Genomic DNA, 18,469 nt, shown 5'->3' with positions numbered 1-18,469 from the left:
TTTCCTCTCAACAGGCTCTTTACACAATTCCTTCTTAAACCGACTTGGAATTGGCACAAAATAATTGCTTATTCTGCCCCAATTCCAGTTATTTATTCTATTTTACAGACGCCTATTCAAACGACTAGAAGTCGATTCTGCGCCCTTCTTCTGCTGACTGATAGGCAGCATAAATCACCTTAATCGTATCATATGCAAGGTCCAAACCGGACAATGGTTCGCGATTTTCTGCCACTGCATCAACAAAATCTTGGAACTGATTTAGATAGCCTCGCAAAGTTTCCTCTGAAACAAAGACCTTGTTCCAGCCAAGCTTTTCCTGTAGCTGCTCGGAAACATAGACATCCTCTAATCCATCCTCATCAAGGAAATAAGTCGATAAGTTGTCCGCAGGTGTGATCGTGTTCACTAAAGCACTGTCATTCGTATAGACTTCTACGTAATTTTTGACACCACCCAGTGTATTGTCATTGGAAATGGAGATTGCTTTTGTCCCATCAGTAAACGTGATGATGACAGTCGCAAAGTCTTCCGTATCGATCGACTTCGCTGGGAAGTAGCGTTTATCATGTTCGTTTAAATTTGGTGCTAATCGTGCCGTTTCGGCTGTTACACTTTGAATCCCGATTTCTTCACCACGCGCTTTCGCTTCTCGCTGTTTCAAGAAAAGCATCCCGCCGATCGGATGACTTCCTAGACGAATCAATGAACCTCCGCCAGCTAGTGACCAGTGAGCAGAGGCTGGAGAAGTAGAAGAGCGGATGCTTTCTTCGCCTTTCATATACATAATCTTGCTTTTCTTCGCTTCAATCATTTCAGCTGAACGTAAAATGTTTGGCGAATACACGTAATTCTCTGCGTACATGAATAAAACATCTGAAGCTTCAAATTTCGCTCGGCACTCATCAATATCCTTCAAAAGACTTTCGTACATTTTGGCTTTTGGAACAGTAAAACCAATCGGTTCTTCCTCATTCTCTTCACCGAAATAACCCGTCAGTGGTTTTTCACAAATGACATGCTTTCCAGCCGCCAATGCCTTATAAGCAAGCTCCAAGTGAGTAACCGGTGGTGTGATCACATCAATGACGTCTACTTCCGGATCTTCAAGGATCTCCTCGTAGGTTTTTGCCACCTGTTCAATAATGTCCCATTTCTCACATAAAGCGATTGCTTTTTCTTCAACCACGTCATACACATATTTGATTTTGAAATCTACTCCACTAACCCTTGTATAGGCATTTGTGTGGAAGTTCCCCGCGAATCCTGCGCCGATAATTGCTGCTCTAACTTTTTTCATCTATTCTTTCTCCTAAACTCGTATTATTTGCTTGCTTCTGCTAAATTAGTGATTTCCTTCATGCTGATAAAAGCTTCCGGACCAAAAACTTTCTTATATCTGACGAATACGACCAACGCCAACACAAATGCCAGACCAGACACTGCCGCATTATAGACCATCGTATTCATTGTATTCGTATTGGCTAGCCAGCCGGTAATAACTGGTGCCGAAAATACCGCGATCGAATTCAGACTATAGACCATACCGGTGATTTTTCCTTTACTTCCTGGAAACAGCTCAGCCATCGTCGTCAGCCCTAGCTGCAGCATGCCGCTCGTAAAGCCGGTCACCATAACGGTGATAAAGCACAAGATTGGTGATGGTGCAATCGTCAATGCGATCAAGCAAACCATCGTGATCAAAGGGTAAATCAAACAGATGATGATCGGCCGAACCCGATCTCTTACCAGATAGCCAGTAACAAAGACGCCAATCACGACACCCAGGCTAAAATACGTCAACATCTTCGAAGCAGCCGCCACACTCATCCCAGCATATTCTTCAGCAACCTTCGCCATCCAAACCTGCACAACCGTAAAGATCGTTGTAGAAGTGAAGCCCATTAAGATGAGGCAGACACCCTCAATCGCCATCTTCGGCTTTTCATAAAAGGTTCGTTTGACCTCTTTTTCGGCTGCACCTGATTTAGTAGACAATGCCGGAAAGCCACGAGTGAACATAAAGACAATATTCAACACAAGATAGCCGATCACAATATAAAAGGAAAGGCTGTAATTCAGATTGTTCTGGATGATATAGCTAAAAATAAAAGGCATGATAAACTGTCCCGCAGCTGAGAAGAACTTAATCGCCAAATTTGCTGTTCCTGCCGATGTTGGAAAAATCTCCATCAAGGCAGGATACGTCCCAGCATCAATGAAGGAATTGCACATTCCTGCCATCACTGCGAAGAACAACGCAACTGGCACATTCGGACTGAACAAAATTCCCATGAAGTAAACGATGAATCCTACCATTCCAAGCAGAATGAACGGCTTTCGGCCAAATTTATCTGACAGTACTCCCGAGATAAATAAAACGATAAATTTTCCGATACCGATGCCCGAAACAACCAAGCCAAAACCGGTTCTATCCGTTCCAAACTGCTCCATCAATGCATCCATATTCATTGAAAGAATAATGACACTTACACCGATCACTATATAGTTCAAATACATGCAGACAGCAGTCGAAAAATACTTATTTCTCATTTTTTCCCTCCAGCATTGTGTTTTCGTTCACAATAAGATATACAATAAATTATTTACATAACAAAAGTGTAGGTAATTCGTCCGGATAAAAAAGCGCTTTTCTTTCCACCAACAATATAAAACGAATTCATGATAGAAACAATCTCAATTAACCGTTATATCCATAACAAAAAAGTTATATATCGATTCGTGAAAAATGATACAATAGAAAAAATTGGACTGGAGGGATACTGCTTGAACATCAAAAATCTGGAGGCCTTCTGTCGCCTAGCAGAATTAGAACATTATGGAAGAACAGCCGATGAGCTTGGGATCGCCCAACCAACACTCAGTCGAACGATCAAGCGTCTAGAAGAGGAGCTTGGCGTGGTTCTGTTCAGACATCACGGACGGAACATCCATTTAACAAAAATCGGCAGAATTTATTACGAAAGTGTCCAACAGGGACTTGAAAAGATTGCTGCTGGTACGAAATCTGTACGCGATTTGGTTGATCCCTATTCTGGAAGTATCGATCTTGGATTCATTTTCACCCTAGGTCCTGAGATTATCCCGCAGCTACTGCAGCAGTTTCGCGCGAATGATCATCGCCGAAACTTCAAGTTTAAATTTTGGCAGGGAAATAGTCCCAGACTGATCGAAAATGTTAAGAACGAAACCTGCGATTTTGCCCTATGCTCATTTTTGAAGGATGAGCCTGAAATCGAGTTTACGCATATCCTGGACCAGCCATTGGTAGCCATCGTCGCAAGAAATAATCCCCTTGCAGCGAAAAAAACAGTCTCATTAAGAGAACTCTCAGCGTTTTCTATGATCCTGTCCCTCGACAAAACCTATTACATGGAGAAATTATTTGAAAAGCATCAGTTACCGCTAAAAATCTCCTGCCGCGTGGAAGAGGATCAGGCATTGGCAGGCCTCGTCTCTATCGATATCGGGGTCGCGATCTTGCCCTATAATAATTTACTGCATTTTCATGATGTTCAAGTCTTACAGTTAGAGGAAGCGCAGTTCCGCTCCGTCTATCTGGCAAAAAAGAAGGACGCTTTGTTGACTTCTGCCGCAATAGAATTCGAACGTTTTTTGACAAATAAGGAATTCCAAGAGAACCTGCTTCCAGAGCCAAACGAAATAGTATAGTACGCTAAATAGCCGATTCTTCCACGAATCGGCTATTTCCTATCGGACACTTTTTTATCAGTGTGCGATTGAATAAGGTTTCTCACTACTCACATTTATGCCATCCGTGCAATCATAGACGAATGGAGAAGAAGAGGCTAAAAAGATTATTATTGTGTCAGGCAAAATTATATATAACTTTTACATACTTGATAAGTACATTGAGAACTCACATATAACACCGTTATATGGTATATTTAAACTATCGGAGGCGATGATCATGGACTTCTCAACTATTATAAAAATTGTTTTATTCATCCTTTTTATCACCACTTGTATTTTCGGGTTTGCGTCTTTCTTTTTGAGAAAGTGGAAATAACGATAGCAAAATACACCTGCGAACAATACGCAGGTGTATTATTTATTCGTTCAAGCTGCCTCTAAAAGCGCTCTTCAATGATTTAAAATCATAGTTTTGGCTGTCATTTGTTGAGTTGATTGCCCATTTTCCGTTCTTATTTAATCCCTAATTAATCAACAACCGAATCAATCGGTCTTCATTATACTCAGCGATCAACTCAGAGAAATCCTGAAGCAGATTGCTTTCCCGAATTCTTTTCCCATCAAACGAGCCTTTATGCTGGCGGGTAATCATTTGGAGTTTGCTAAAGATACTGGCTAAAAAGTAGCCTTCACTAAGCGTTTGGTTCTTTTGCTCTTGCTTCATTTGTTTTATATCTTCTAGCAAATCCTCTTTCTTATGTTGATACCAAGCCTTCGCAGAATTTCCTCCGATTGATAACTCAGCCTGAACCAACTGCTCGAATTGCCGCAGCAGCTTCTCGAATGCTGCAAGATCGATCAAATAGAAATCCTTCTCCTTCATAAATTCAGCTAAATAATAAAAGGTACTGCCTAGTTCCGAATTACTATTTGGATATTGTGTAAGCTTATATCTAGGTGTAAAGATTTTCTTTTCGATTTCTTCTTTCGTCAATGTCTTGTAGACCTTGATTAATTTTGTGCCAAAAAGGCGTTTCTTTCTGACGGTAAATTCATTCGTGAGGAATTTCGGCAGCAGATCGTTAATAAAAAAAGAATAGGTATCTGCGACACTGTATGGTTGCTCTGGCTGATTCTCAGCTTCAAAAAAATCCAGATGCTCCCAGATCACGTCTACGACCAATTTCTCTGGATCGTAAGCTGATTGTTCATAGCTGCCATAGACATTGAAAAGTTCGCTGCCTTGTTCATCTTCGACTCCGATTCGGTTACTGTCTTCAAAGGGAATGTAGATGTAGCCATCCTCATATGCGCCATTACTTATCTGGTATTTCTGAACATGTTCCCGAATATTTTCCCACAGTGGAACCTCAAGCTGCATCAGCTTAAATTTGCCATGACTGCCACGATAAGGCTCAAAGGCAAATGATTCGATAGTTTTCATGAAATGAGTGATCTTTGAAACATACTTTTTGATGAAGGTATCGATTACGACACACAGTTCATCCACTTCGTCTTGATACAAATAAGCGATACTATTGCCAAAATCGGCGAAGTATTGATCAAGCTCTTCTAAATATAATTTGATGAATTTCCGCATTCCTAACTTGGCATCTGTTTCTTTTCCAAAGTAAAACAAATCCAATAGCTCTTTATGCGTTAATTCAATATCAGCTTCCGCTTTCTTTTTCAGCCTGACTAATTGAATCGTACAGCTTTCATCACGAGAAGCTAGATTTTCTTCTGGATAAGTAGCTGTTAGGCAGACATTTTTATATTTTATTGTGATTGCCTCTTCCGTTTCATCGACCAGCAGCTCATCTGAGTAATACTCAGTTTCAGAAAACGTTTGGATATCCTGACTAACTCGCTCCAAGGTACCGTTAAAAAGATAATGATCGAATCGATCCATTCGTTCATAAAGAGCTGTCGGAAGTCTTTCATCCTCAGTTATCAGGTTTTCTTTAGGGATGCTGATTACCATTTTTTCCTGTTCAGCAGAAATTTCTTTAACTTTTCCAAAGAGCTGCTCAAAAGGATCCACCCAATAAACCCTATCCTCTTCAGAATCAATGTAAAACAGAATGGTCAGCGATCTTTTTCTAAACCACAATCGTGCAGCTGCTGTTTCAAGCTGGAGTGAAATTGACTCTTCATCCTCAGTCAGCCTCTCCACTCCTTTATATTGAGCAAAAAATTCTCTTCTTGTATCTGTCTCATCCGAAGCAAGGGTACATGAAAAATCAATTCCAAAATCATCATGCATTTCATTCACTGTGCATACTCTCGACAGATGTGCCCTTAGCACTTCCGCTGGGTCTGCAATTTTTGGTACAGCTTTCATTTCTACTAACAATGAACTCCCGCCTTTCACTTAGTTACTCCAACAACAAAAATAACATTAATTTCAAATTAAGTAAATATCATATTGTCACAAACGCATTCATATTAGCGTTTTTGAGCATATAAATAGAAAATTAGGTCCGATATTAATAACGTTTTAAATGTAAAAAGAACTCTCTTTTCCTAAGAGAGTTCTTCCTTATTTCTATGTTTATTCTATTAACTTAAGTTTATTTATGAAAACTAGACTGTTTTTATGGAAGAGAAAAACCTTGATTTTTACTCATAAACACCGACAATCGGATTCAAATAGTCATCAAATCCAAATAGTTTTTCCAAGTTTTGTTTATTCAACGTGTCAATGCGTACAGCCTTCAAGTCATCTGGTTCAAACCTTCCCTCTCCAATTTTCCATAGCTCGAATGGTGGTTGTAAGGATTGTAGATAATCGGAGAAGGGGTCAAAAAAATTCTGGCAATCATAAATAGCAACAGAATAAATGTAGGGTTTATCGGTATATTGATGAATCGTTCCAGCATCACGATCTCTGGTAACTGAAAAGGCTTCTTCATCGTCATCTAAGAAGACAAACATTTTTTCATTGGGATCAACTTCTTTTGGATCAATGCCTAGATTCGTCTTCAATTCTGAAATGACGGAGGTGTGATTCTCCAATTTTTTAAGGTCATTCAAGGATAGCAAATCCCCCGACTCAGGCTGTGGAGGTGTCGTTAGTTTGTGATCACTGGCTATGTACATGCCTAGGGACATAAGAAAGGCTCCTTCCATTTTTTGTTTTCATTCATTATACACTCAACTATTTTGTTACAGTCATTGTTTTTGGCTATAATAAGTTCTTCAATTGGAACTCCTTTTGACAGATACCGAGTTTGAGCTAGCATCCTCTTTCGAGCATCGATATACTTAAAGAAAAATTCTGGAGTAATTATGAAATACATCATTGAAGACATCCTAATTTACATTGAAGAGAATATTTTTCTAGAGGAATTGAAAATAGAGGATATTGCTGCGCATTTTGGCTATGATAAATACCATTTTAGTCGTGAGTTCAAGAAGATTACCGGATACTCATTACGTGAATATATTTCCAGTCTCAAAGCCGAAAAAACAATTGAATTGATTGAACAAGAAGAAAAAATTACCTCGATTCAGGATTCTGTCGGATATTCCAGCTCGGGAAGCTTCTCCAATATCTTTAAGAAATACACCGGAAGTTCCCCAAAGCAATACCAGCAAGAAATGTCTGACCTATATCACGCTGCTAAGGAGTTTGAAGGCAGCAAAGCAACCTCCGCTAAATACTTTGAAGACGTTTCAGACTCTTTTTGTCAGGCAACGATCGAATTGCCTACCGGATTTAAAAAAGGGCTTATTTTTATTGGTTTATTCCATACACCTATCCCAAATCATCGACCTGTATCAGGGATTGCAACGAAAAATCCTAAAATGAATCAACTAAAGAATATTCCAGCCGGAGAGTACTATCTTTTAGCCTGCGCGATTGATTCCACAGAGACCGTATTTTCTTACTTTAATTTAAGCAAGTCACTACGAGGAAAAGTCGCTGAAAAAATTTCCTTTCCTGAAGCTAGCGGCAATCATTATACGATCAAGCTTCGCCCGCCAATCAAAGAAGATCCACCCATTCTTATTAATCTGGTGAAACTCCTGTCCTCTGTCTTGAAGAAGAACACAATCTAGAATAATTTTTCTAAAAATGGTTGTGCTACTATGACTATGGAGGTGGTCAAATGATTCAAGCAAGTATTCCTTTTTTACTATTTAATGACGACTGTGAGCAAGCACTCGCTTATTATGTCGAAATTTTTAATGCGGAGATCATTGAGAAAATGACCTTTGAAGATGTTGGATACACGGAAGATCGTCAAAGAAACAACTGTATTGCGAACTCTACGTTTAAGCTCGGAAATAATTTATTCTATGCTGGAGATGCGGTTGAAAAAGGTGATTTACAAACCGTTTCCAAGAACAGTCGCATCTCTTTTTGGCTTGAACTGGATTCTCTTGAAGAAATCGCCGTTTTAGAAAGCAACTTAATATCAACTGGTTCAGTCAGTCTTGTTGCGCTTCACAAGACTTTTTGGGAATCTCACTATGCTAAGGTTCAAGACCGATTCGGTATTGTGTGGGAATTGAATGTACAAAATTAATAAGACCACCGGAGTAGAATCATCTGCTCCAGTGGTCTTTTATGATCCATTTTATTAGTGATAGTCCTCAGAAATTCACAACAATGTTTCTTTTAGAAGTTAATGTGGCTATAATTGATCTCCAACGAACTTTAAAGCTAAAAAAGAACCCTCTTCCAACAAGAGGATTCTTCAAATCTATCTTTTTATTCCGTCACCCAAAGTTTGCTATCGTCTTTATAAGGCCATTTCTTCGCACCGTTTTCTACGATGAATAAGCGAGACTCATCGACACCTTCGTCGATTAATAGTGAGATCGTACGCTTTGCACCGCCACCGCCGCCAGGGCAGACAACGTAGATTGGATTGTCGCCATCTTTGAACTGATCCGCATTATCAACGACTAATTTTTCCAAGTCTTCCGTATCGACTGGATAAGCTGGTACGCTAACTGAGTTTGGCAAATGTCCTTTGGCATAATCGGATTCTGGTTGGATATCAATGATTTGATAATCGGTTGAATCGTCTTTTTCAAGCACGTCCTTCATCTTTTCTGGCGTGATCATTTGCCAGTCGATGTCGGCCTCCGCACGATCCTTCTTCTCTTCCTTCGCATCATTGCTTGAACAACCCGCTAACACGATCGCAAAAACTGCTAATGCGATCACGAATAATCCACTTACTCTTTTTTTCATTTTCTAAATCCTTCTTTCGTCGTCATTTTTTGTTTGGATCACTGGCTTGATGAGTCGCAGCTTTCCTTCCCAATCAAAATTTTTGGACACAAAAAAAGACCGCTTTTATTTGTGTCCTTCGAAAGTATTGGATTGATTTTCAATCACGGAGATACTTTGAGGGAAAGAATGCTAACTGTACTCGCTTAGAGACTCTAAGTATAGTTCTGCTTCATAGTCATAGTCGTTTTGGCATTTCTTTCACCTCCTAGTTCCTAATGTAAGGCCTCTCTCAAACACAGTATATAGAAAGGAAAACGCTTTTTCAATAACGTTTAATAAATTATTTTTTCGTTGCAAAATCTTTTAAATCGCCTAAAAAAATTGAATAAAATCACAACTGTTTCGCAAAAAAAAGACACAAGATTCCTTCTTGTGTCTCGTTGTTTAGAGTTCAATTCTGCCTTTTAGTCCTTCACTATAAGCTATCTGCTGATCAGTGGTGATCACGATCCCTTCAATATCATCCAGCTGATTCAGTTCTGCTAGTACTTCTTGAGCAGATCTGCCAAATAGACGTGTCGTCCAAATCTCACCTGCTAAGGATTCTCCCGAAACGATCGTCAAGCTGGCTAGATTGGTTTTGATGGGATAGCCGGTCTGACTATCAAAAATATGGTGATAGCTTTGCCCCTGCCAGTCAAACTTTCGCTCATAGATTCCAGAGGTCACAACGGATTCGTTTTGTACTTTTACCACAGCGACATAGTTTTCTCGCGGTAAGAATGGGTTTTGGATGCCAATCCGCCAACGACCATCTGCTCGTTGCGGTACTGCTCCATAGGTTAGCACATTTCCGCCGAGATCGATAAACGCCGCAGTCGCTCCAGCCTTCTTGAAATCAGCGATGATTTTATCAGCAAAGTAGCCCTTCGCCAATGCGCCTAAGTCTATCGCCATCCCTGCGTGTTCCAAATAAACAGTTTGTTTCTTTTCATCTAATTGGATCGCTGCTGGATCAATCAACGGCAGCAGGCTTTGAATTTTTTCTGGTAATGGATAGTTTGCATCCTTGAATCCGATGCGCCATTCTTGGATCAAAGGACCGATGGCAATATTCAGCGCACTATCTGCTATCAGGCTTTGTTCTTTACCGATTTTGATTAATTCAAAAAGTTCCTGATCTACTTTGACTGGAGCGATCCCTGCTTGGCGATTGATTTTCATCAATTCAGAATCCTCTGCATTGGCACTGAAGCGCTGCTCAAATTCTTTCAGGCGGGCGGCAGCTTTGATGAGTAAATCTTCCGCTTCGGGATGCTGGATCGAAAGCTTGATGATTGTTCCCATCAATTGGAGTATTTGTTCTTTCATATCCAAGCCCCTTTCTGGATCGTCCATCCCTACCTAAAATTGGCTCCAGTCATCATCCTTCTTCGTTTTTTTACTTTTATTCTTTCTGTTGGATCTTAACATGATGTAGACGAATCCAGCCAAGACCAACAATAGTAAAAACACGAATATTTTACTTATGAAATATGCCATACTACTTGCCCTGATCGGTTACGACCGTATTTGCACCATTAACCGTGACCCAACCGTGTTTTTCTCTGGCTTGGGCTTCTGTGTAACGGATCAACTCATCAGTTACTGAATCAGCGACCTTTTTATTCGCTTCTGCTTCAGCCTCGGCTGCTTTGGTTTTCTTGTAGGCTTCACTGTCTGCTTGAGTCTTAGCGGTTTCGGCATCTAATTTGGCTTTTTCATTTTCTTGTCCTGCGCGGATGATCGCGTCAATTGATTTTTGCGTCTCCGCATCGACATCCGGTACACCAAGAGTCACATCCTCTACCAGAAAGCCTTTTTTCTCCACAGATTTCGCAAAATCGGCTAAGACCTCCGCCTCTACTTTTGAGGACTCACCGGATAGCACATCCAGTAAGCTGAACTTCGCATAAACTTCCCGCGAGACTTTTTGCAGCTTGGATTTCAACCAGCCTGATTCGATATCTTCACTGGTGATATTCCCAAACTCCTTATACATTTTCGCCGCCTTGGTTGGGTCGACTTTGTAATCATATTTGATGTTGATGGTGGTCTTTTTCCCATCGCTGGTTGAAACAGAAACATTTTTGGCTTGGATCGTTTGCAGGCGGATCGGATATTGGATCACCTTATCGATTCCGACGAATTTCACCCCTTGAGTCAGGGCTTCATCCTTGATTCCGCCATTCATTGAATACCGCACACCGACATAACCATTGTCGATTTTTTCAAAAAACTTAATTGCTGCAATCGCTCCGATAACTAGAATCAAGACGGCGGCTACAACTCTTTTAATAGCTTTACTGTGTTTGTGTTCTTTCATTCTCCCTAATCTCCCCAAAGTTGACTTATTTGCTTGCTGTTTTTAAGTGAACAGCTTCACTTGTTACTCGATAGGAACTTACGATTTCAACCAACCTATATTATCCGCCGGTATTCTCGTCCTTTCAGTCCTGCAATACTCATTGCAAGTTATTTAAAGTGTTGATGTCAAATTTTACCACATTCTGAATCCGCTTAAAATAGCTGATGAATAAAAAGTCTGAATAACAGATTCTAATATTTTCACCTTCTTGCAAAAATTACCCTCTACTTCCTATCAACTAAAAGGTACGCAAACAAATTATCACAGTGACACCAACAATGTAATCGCTTATACTTTTAGATGGATAGAAAAATTTCAAAAGGGGGATAATATGTTACTTTTATCACGTGAAAATATCAAACAGGTTTTTACCATGAAAGATGCCATCGAAGCCGATAAGGTCGCTTTCCAATTATTTAGCGAGAACAAAACGGAGGTGCCTTTACGAACTCAGATCGTCTCGGAGAAACAAAATGGGACGTTCTTATTCATGCCTTCCTATGTCCCTGATTTGGATGCGGCGGCACTGAAAATTATCAATATTTTCCCTGATAATATTGATAAAGGCTTATCATCGGCTCCAGCCCAGGTGTTATTAGTCGACGGCAAGACGGGCTACGTTAATGCCCTATTAGACGGTGTGACTGTGACTCAGTTCAGAACAGGCGCAGCATCAGGTGTGGCCTTTGACGTGCTAGGTCGTGAGGACGCCAAAAAAGGCGCACTGATTGGAACAGGTGGACAAGCGGCGACGCAATTAGAGGCCATGATCTGCGCCCGCGATTTGGATACGGTCTATGTGTTTGATCAAAATCCTGAACGCACGAAGGAATTTGCTGCTCAAATGAATGAGGAATTAAAAGCTTATGGCACTGAGATTTTACCAGCAGCAACCTCGGATGACGCGATCAGCGATGCGGATCTAATCATCACTGTTACACCAGCTACTTCCCCTGTCTTTGATGGTAGCAAGGTCAAAGCCGGAGCGACGGTCAGCTGTGTGGGTTCGTATCAACCTCATATGCAGGAGATGGACCCTGTGATTTTAGAACGAGCAAGTAAGATTTATTTCGATTCAGAAGAAGCCGTGCTTTCTGAAGCGGGTGATATTTTGATTCCATTAGATGACGGTACGATTACCAAAGATGATTTTACAGGCGATATCGGTGAAGTCTTGATGGGAAAAGTCGGCGGCAGAGAAAATGATGAAGAAATTATTGTCTTCAAAACCGTCGGGATCGGCGCACAGGATTTGGTCACCGCGCAAAAAATCTATGAGCGCGCACTTTCAGAAAAAGTTGGGACAGAATGGTCCTAGCCAGAACAACATAAAATTATCTATTAGGGGGAATTAACTATGCCACATTTGTCAGTAAAACTATATCCAGGCCGTACAGAAGAAGTAAAACAGGATTTTGCGCAGAAATTACAGGATTTCGTCGTGAAGGAGTTAGGATGCAAACCGAATGTTGTCTCTGTTTCATTCAAAGAAATCGACGCTGACAAGTGGAAAGATGTGATTGATGACGAAATCGCAGGTGAAGATGTCTATATCGAAGCGGATTTCTAAAAGGAGGCGCAGATGAAAGAACATGCGAGTATTTTTAATGACGTTTTAGGTCCAGTGATGATTGGTCCCTCCAGTTCTCATACTGCCGCATCGGTTCGCATCGGGCGTGCATTGCGACAGATGGTTGTTGGAAAAATCACCTATTTTCAAGCAGATTTCGATCCCGAAGGTTCCTTGGCAGCCAGCTATATCACGCAATGCTCTGACATTGGTCTAGTCGGCGGCTTGTTGGGCATGGACCCGACGGATAGTCGGCTAACCAACGCCCTTGAGATTGCTAAAGAGGACGGGATGGAAGTCGTTTTCCGCGTCATTCCTTATGAAAACAATCATCCAAATACCTATAAAATGGCGCTCAAAACCGATTTTGGAGAAGTGCTGGATGTCGTTGCCCTTTCCGTTGGCGGCGGCATGATCGAGATCACAGAGATCAACCACTTTGCCGTTGAAGTCTCTGGCGGTTTTTATGAAACGCTGCTCTTCGGTAATCAGTTAAAGCTAACTGAAGCAGAGCTAGCAGAAAAAATCAGCAAGTTTTGTTCTGCTGCGATCAAAGAACAGAATGGTGAAACGCTGCTGCACATCAAGACGCAGCAAGCCATTCCCGGCAACGAAATTGCTTGGCTAAACCAACAAATGAAGATCGAACGCTTTATCGCCTTTGACCCAGTCCTGCCGATCATGTCGCAAAAGGAACCGAAGATGCTCTTTTCGACCGCGGAAGAGATGATCGCCTTAGCCAAAGAGGAAAATTTGGACTTAGCCGATATGGCGCTGCGCTATGAAAGTCATCGCGGCAGTATCTCCCAAGAAGAAGTCTATCAAAAAGCCGAAGAAATTCTGGCGATCATGTCTAATGGCATCAAAGTAGGTTTAGCCGGAACTTCCTATGAAGACCGGATGTTAGGCTCACAAGCGCCGAAGATTCGAGCAAACCGGGAGAAGCTGATTGGTGACGACCTGCCGGCCAAAATCATCGAAAACATTTCCGCTTTGATGGAGGTCAAAAGCTCCATGAACGTCTTTGTCGCTGCTCCAACAGCTGGTTCTTGCGGTGCACTTCCAGGAACCTTGATCGCCGTCAGCGACTATCAGAAAAAATCTCATGACGAGTTGGTCCGTGCATTATTGGCAGCTGGCATGATCGGCGTCTTCATCGCTGAGTACGCCACGTTTGCTGCAGAAGTAGCTGGTTGCCAAGCCGAGTGCGGTTCGGGATCAGGAATGACTGCTGGTGCCTTAGTCCAATTAATGGGCGGAACGATCGAAGAAGCCGTGAATGCAGCGGCGATGGGGCTGCAAAATGTCTTTGGCATGACCTGTGATCCAATCGGTGTTCGCGTGGAGGTCCCTTGTCTTGGGAAAAATATGATGTGCGGGATGAATGCGCTAGGCGCTGCGAATATGTCGTTGGCTGGCTACGATGTGGTCGTTCCTTTAGATGAAACGATTGAAAGCTTTAATAAAGTCGGTCGAATGATCCCAACGTCATTGCGTTGTACAGGACATGCTGGTCTGGCTCAAACACCATCTGGATTAGCGATCGCCGAACAGTTAGGCTGTCCGCTGGATTGCTGCTGATAAAAAAACTAAACCAGAGTAGCCAGTTATTGTTGGTTACTCTGGTTTTTATCGTCATTTTTCTTAATCGTCTACCTAGAATAGTTCTCTCATCAGCAAAATCAGCGAGGCAAAGATACAGGTGAAACCGATAACTCTGAATATTAATGTACTTTTTCTATAGGCACTGCTACGAGTCCGCCCCACCACTCTTCGCTTAGCTGGTAAAAAGAGTAATAACAGTCCTAAAGCAAGCAATACCATTGGTAGAAGGTACCCTTTTGCTTGATCCAACAACAACTGCTTGTTCGTATGGGGCAAATGTTTCTCTTTCGATACACGTTCATTGTACTTCAAGGCTATCTTCGGCATGTCCGCTGTTAGCTGCTCCTTCTGATTCGCTAAAACTACTTGGTTCGCTTGGATCGCAAGTTTCGGTTCTTCATTCTTTTTTACAACACCATACAAATCGTCGGTTAATTGGATCGATTTTCCTTCGATTGTATGAGTGCCTTTTGCTAAAAGCAAGCGATGTTCATACTCATCAAAGACTTTTTTTAGCAACGCATTACCGAAGGGATGTCGATAATATTCTCCGTCCTGATCAGACCAGTCTCCCACACCTAAGATCACTTCAATCACACGCGTATCTCCCCGCTTAGCTGTCGCAATATAGTTGAAGGCACTGCTGGGACCTGAGCCAGTCTTCATTCCATCTACACCTTCAAAGCCATATTTTGCTCCAGGCAAGGAATAATTATACGTCTCAAAAGTCTCTTCATAAGGTGTACCCGCCATAGCGGTGACCTTTGGCTGATTGGTAAAATCCAATACCTCGGGATGCTCATTAATCAAATGAAAGACCATCGTGGCTAAGTCCCGAGCCGTTGACGTATTACTGCCATTGGGATCGAATCCTGCTGGATTGTAAAGACCTTCAAAGCTCGCAGCAGATGCGCCGCTGCAATTATAAAAAACAGTATTCTTCATGCCGATTGTTTGGGCTTTTTCATTCATTTGCTTAATGAACACGCCAGCGTCGTTCTCCGAGACAGCGTTGGCTAGCATTACTGTCGCTACATTTGATGAAGGAACCACGACCATTTTTAGCAGCTCTCTGACCGGATACTCGACACCTGCCACAATATTGTTGTTACTGATCGCGTACAATTGGCTGATTGCTTGATCGGTTTCGGTCGCTTTGATTTTTGTATCTAAGTCAAATTGCCTCTCTTTAATGGCATCAAAAACTAAAAAGACGGTCATCATTTTCGAGATACTTGCTGGCTCTCTCACCATTTCAGCGTTCTCTTCCCATAAGATCTGACCGTTTGCTCCATCAACGACGATGGACGCTTTTGGTTTGTTCTCCGCTAAAGCATCGGTATATCCAGCTGCTTTCGTTATTTCCATCATATCTTCAGCCGCATAGACTGGTGTTTCTAAACAAAGCAGAAACATAATAAATAATAAAAATAAAACCTTTTTCCCCACAGGACCTCCTAATTAACATGTAATACCTTAAATTTTAGCATATATAAGAAATAAATTTTAGAAATTTTTTCATATGATCTACACATTCAAGTCATTCCTTCCGAGTAATTTCTCAAATAGAAAAGCAGGCTCCCCCATTAATAGGGAGAACCTGCGATAAAAATCCTTTTTTTCAATGGTTTTCGGTTGGCGTTTCAAAAGCAATGAAATTAAGATAGTTCAAATTGAATATTTCCAATTGTTGTAATACGTTTGAAATCAGTATCATACAGATTCACATCTAATAAGAGGTCTTGATCTTTATAAAGTTTTTCATACTCGTCTTTATCCAATACGAAAACTAAACACTTAGTTGCCTCGCTTCCTTTACCGACATTGTCTTCCCCACTCTTAATTTGCAACATATTTTCGCTCATCATTTTAACGGTATTACCTATTTTCAGAGTTGCAGAAGTGCTATCGACATTTAAAGGGCTTTCTCCATCATTTTTTATATTAAGTTTAACCGTTATTAGAACAACACCTGATTCAAATTTACTGAATCTTGATGCTTGATCTTCATTAGGTTCAAATGAAGTTATTTGATAGCCCTCTGCTGTAACAGTTGCATTCTCAAACGTTTCTGATTTTCCGAGATTTTTTTCGTGAATCATTGTTTTTGTTCCCATGTTATCCTTTGTTAGCTTATCTTCATAAAACTTGGAACTTTCAGTATTATTCTTATCCCCTTCATCAGACAAAGTAATACGCTCTTTTTTCGGTTCAGCAATCGTATCTGCTTTACTAAAACTATCAGGTTTGCTGTAAAAACCTGGAAGTTCAAATTCGGCTGTACCAGATTCAGTAATTTTTTGCATCGCCGCAGGTTTAACTCCTAAAGCTACAAATCCTGAAATTTCTTCGTTCGGCTTAATCTCATTGTTCTTTTCAAGCAACTCACCCACTAAATCATTCTCTAAAAGGTCTTCATCACGACCAATTGCAGAACCATATCCCACAACATTCATTGAGAAACCTGGACCAGTATAAACACTTTTGTCGCTATTATTCTTATAAGTAGCAGAGACCAATAATACGCCGCCTTCTCTGTTTTGATCACCAAAGGAAACACTAAAATCACGCGAAAAATTCTCAATCTTTATATATTGATAGCCATTGATTGTAAAATTAACAGCGTTATCTCCATTAGTAACTACGTCACCTTTCTCAAAAAGCATCGTTAACTTTTCTGCTTTAGTATTCTCTTTCAGTAACTTTTGTGCGTCTTCCATATCTACTTCTTCATCAGTTCTCTCTTCTTCTACGTTGCTGTTACTAGTTTTAGTAATTCTCTGTTTTTCCCTTGAATTACTAACGGAAGATTCCGATACACTTGATTCCGATGCGTTATTTTTTGAATTTTCACATCCACTAATTCCTAATAAAGCAATTGTTACTAGAGACAATAAAACCTTTTTTTTCATTTTTCCCCTTCTTTCAAACAGTTCTTTTATAATGGGTGGTGCATAGATTAATTCATTTTTCATAGAAAAAACACAGTCATCGAGAATAAATAAAAAAGTCGAAGCCTTCCTAAAGCTGAAAGGAAGACTTCGATATTTCCTTAATGTTATAACGATTAGTCGTAGTTAGATTAGTAGCTTTCTTTTTTCTACAGTTACAATATTCAACTATTAATAAAGACAGAAATTGACTATCTAAATATCTAGGAGAAGTTCTTTCTTCTTGTATGAAATACGGCTCGCTATCTTTTTCTTCGCATACTACTTACTAATCGAAATCAATATCATTTTAAACATTCGTTTGTACATCCTCATAAAAGGCAGCTCGAGTAGCCGATACATACGGTGCCACCCATAAATAAGCTATTCCAAATGTAACTGCTGATAAGATATACCATCCCAAAAAAGTGATATCTAACCAGAACAAACGTCGCTTTTGACCATCCATTAATTGGCGGCTTGCTGTGATTGTATCTAAAGCCCTAGGTTTCTCTCCTGTTTGTTGTACCTGATCATAATAGATGAAGTAACATTGAGAATACGCATAACTTTTTACAACTCCTGGAATAAGAAACAGAATCATCCATAAGCTCGTAAAAATATTGAAAAGTAATGACAATAAAATCACCCCTCCAATAAGCATACTCTTAAACCCTCTGAACGCATCTTTCAGTGGTTCAATTGTTGAGCGGTCTCCCCGTATTAAATCTAAGTACGTCCAAGAAATCCCACTCAAAAATATTGCACTGATAATTGAGGATAAGAGACTAAAGATTCCTTCATCCATTATACTTTCTGAAATAGCTGAAACGATTGCTGCATCAGTTTCATGCGTAAAAAACCAAATCGTCCAAGATAATACACCAAACAGAAAAACACTTACAATCAACAATGTAGGGATAAAATTCAAAAGAATCGCTTGCTTCCATTTCCCTCTAAGCGCGTTTTTTGCCTCTGCTTTTAATTCAGCAGTTGTTTTCATAAATAAACAAACCCTTCTAATCAAAAAAACTTTTTGACTCCTTTTAGTCACTTTCAATATACTGTTCGTAGAAAAATATCTATTGGTT

Annotated in this window: 16 protein-coding genes; 6 read left to right on the top strand and 10 right to left on the bottom strand. The window is 40.5% G+C overall.

All coding sequences use genetic code 11. The features are described from left to right. Positions 1–124 precede the first annotated feature (124 nt). Both E6139_RS09205 and E6139_RS09200 read right to left on the bottom strand, forming a co-directional pair. Complete coding sequence (locus E6139_RS09205; protein WP_316402768.1) at positions 125–1,300, bottom strand: Gfo/Idh/MocA family oxidoreductase; 1,176 nt, start codon at positions 1,298–1,300, stop codon at positions 125–127. 23 nt (positions 1,301–1,323) lie between these two features. Then, positions 1,324–2,553, bottom strand: a complete 1,230-nt coding sequence (locus E6139_RS09200) for an MFS transporter (RefSeq protein ID WP_316402767.1) — start codon at positions 2,551–2,553, stop codon at positions 1,324–1,326. 234 nt (positions 2,554–2,787) lie between these two features. On the opposite strand from E6139_RS09200, the gene E6139_RS09195 reads away from it, so the two are divergent. After that, positions 2,788–3,693 carry a LysR family transcriptional regulator gene (locus tag E6139_RS09195; protein WP_316402766.1) on the top strand — a complete coding sequence of 302 codons (906 nt, stop codon included), beginning with the start codon at positions 2,788–2,790 and terminating at the stop codon, positions 3,691–3,693. A gap of 505 nt (positions 3,694–4,198) precedes the next feature. Here E6139_RS09195 and E6139_RS09190 read toward each other — a convergent pair. Beyond that, the gene (locus E6139_RS09190; RefSeq protein WP_316402765.1) at positions 4,199–6,031 is read right to left on the bottom strand and encodes a DUF4365 domain-containing protein; all 1,833 of its coding nucleotides are present in this window, start codon (positions 6,029–6,031) and stop codon (positions 4,199–4,201) included. A 266-nt stretch (positions 6,032–6,297) separates the two neighbouring features. Continuing rightward, positions 6,298–6,789: a hypothetical protein gene (locus E6139_RS09185; protein WP_316402764.1), complete on the bottom strand. Its 492-nt coding sequence runs from the start codon at positions 6,787–6,789 to the stop codon at positions 6,298–6,300. A 177-nt stretch (positions 6,790–6,966) separates the two neighbouring features. Here E6139_RS09185 and E6139_RS09180 point away from each other — a divergent pair, with 177 nt between their 5' ends. Beyond that, positions 6,967–7,740: an AraC family transcriptional regulator gene (locus E6139_RS09180; protein ID WP_316402763.1), complete on the top strand. Its 774-nt coding sequence runs from the start codon at positions 6,967–6,969 to the stop codon at positions 7,738–7,740. 50 nt (positions 7,741–7,790) lie between these two features. Then, the gene (locus E6139_RS09175; RefSeq protein ID WP_316402762.1) at positions 7,791–8,210 is read left to right on the top strand and encodes a VOC family protein; all 420 of its coding nucleotides are present in this window, start codon (positions 7,791–7,793) and stop codon (positions 8,208–8,210) included. Positions 8,211–8,395: 185 nt separating this feature from the next. On the opposite strand, the gene E6139_RS09170 is transcribed toward E6139_RS09175, so the two are convergent. From E6139_RS09170 to E6139_RS09160, 3 genes are all read right to left on the bottom strand, one after another. After that, positions 8,396–8,884, bottom strand: a complete 489-nt coding sequence (locus tag E6139_RS09170; RefSeq protein ID WP_316402761.1) for a rhodanese-like domain-containing protein — start codon at positions 8,882–8,884, stop codon at positions 8,396–8,398. Between the two features lie 426 nt (positions 8,885–9,310). Next, a complete protein-coding gene (locus E6139_RS09165) occupies positions 9,311–10,237 on the bottom strand; it encodes an FAD:protein FMN transferase (RefSeq protein ID WP_316402760.1) in 927 nt (308 codons plus the stop codon). Between the two features lie 172 nt (positions 10,238–10,409). Next, positions 10,410–11,231 carry an SPFH domain-containing protein gene (locus E6139_RS09160; protein WP_316402759.1) on the bottom strand — a complete coding sequence of 274 codons (822 nt, stop codon included), beginning with the start codon at positions 11,229–11,231 and terminating at the stop codon, positions 10,410–10,412. 373 nt (positions 11,232–11,604) lie between these two features. Between E6139_RS09160 and E6139_RS09155 the strand changes: the two genes are divergently transcribed. From E6139_RS09155 to E6139_RS09145, 3 genes are read left to right on the top strand one after another with little or no spacing between them, the layout of a single operon-like run. Beyond that, the gene (locus tag E6139_RS09155) at positions 11,605–12,591 is read left to right on the top strand and encodes an ornithine cyclodeaminase family protein (RefSeq protein ID WP_316402758.1); all 987 of its coding nucleotides are present in this window, start codon (positions 11,605–11,607) and stop codon (positions 12,589–12,591) included. A gap of 39 nt (positions 12,592–12,630) precedes the next feature. Further along, on the top strand, positions 12,631–12,843 hold the full coding sequence (locus tag E6139_RS09150; protein ID WP_316402757.1) for a tautomerase family protein: 213 nt from the start codon (positions 12,631–12,633) through the stop codon (positions 12,841–12,843). A 12-nt stretch (positions 12,844–12,855) separates the two neighbouring features. Next, positions 12,856–14,424: an L-serine ammonia-lyase, iron-sulfur-dependent, subunit alpha gene (locus E6139_RS09145; protein WP_316402756.1), complete on the top strand. Its 1,569-nt coding sequence runs from the start codon at positions 12,856–12,858 to the stop codon at positions 14,422–14,424. Between the two features lie 75 nt (positions 14,425–14,499). On the opposite strand, the gene E6139_RS09140 is transcribed toward E6139_RS09145, so the two are convergent. From E6139_RS09140 to E6139_RS09130, 3 genes are all read right to left on the bottom strand, one after another. Then, entirely contained in the window at positions 14,500–15,897 is a 1,398-nt protein-coding gene (locus tag E6139_RS09140) for a DUF1958 domain-containing protein (protein ID WP_316402755.1), read from the bottom strand. A gap of 209 nt (positions 15,898–16,106) precedes the next feature. Further along, positions 16,107–17,360 (bottom strand): DUF4352 domain-containing protein, encoded by a 1,254-nt coding sequence (locus tag E6139_RS09135; RefSeq protein WP_316402754.1) that lies wholly within the window; start codon positions 17,358–17,360, stop codon positions 16,107–16,109. Positions 17,361–17,688: 328 nt separating this feature from the next. Further along, the gene (locus E6139_RS09130; RefSeq protein WP_316402753.1) at positions 17,689–18,381 is read right to left on the bottom strand and encodes a DUF975 family protein; all 693 of its coding nucleotides are present in this window, start codon (positions 18,379–18,381) and stop codon (positions 17,689–17,691) included. Between the last annotated feature and the right edge of the window lie 88 nt (positions 18,382–18,469).

Origin of the sequence: Enterococcus sp., assembly GCF_032555305.1 — a bacterium.
Taxonomy (GTDB): Bacteria; Bacillota; Bacilli; order Lactobacillales; family Enterococcaceae; genus Enterococcus_A.
The sequence above is the reverse complement of the archived record's forward strand: the minus strand, read 5'-3'. Positions and strand labels throughout refer to the sequence as shown.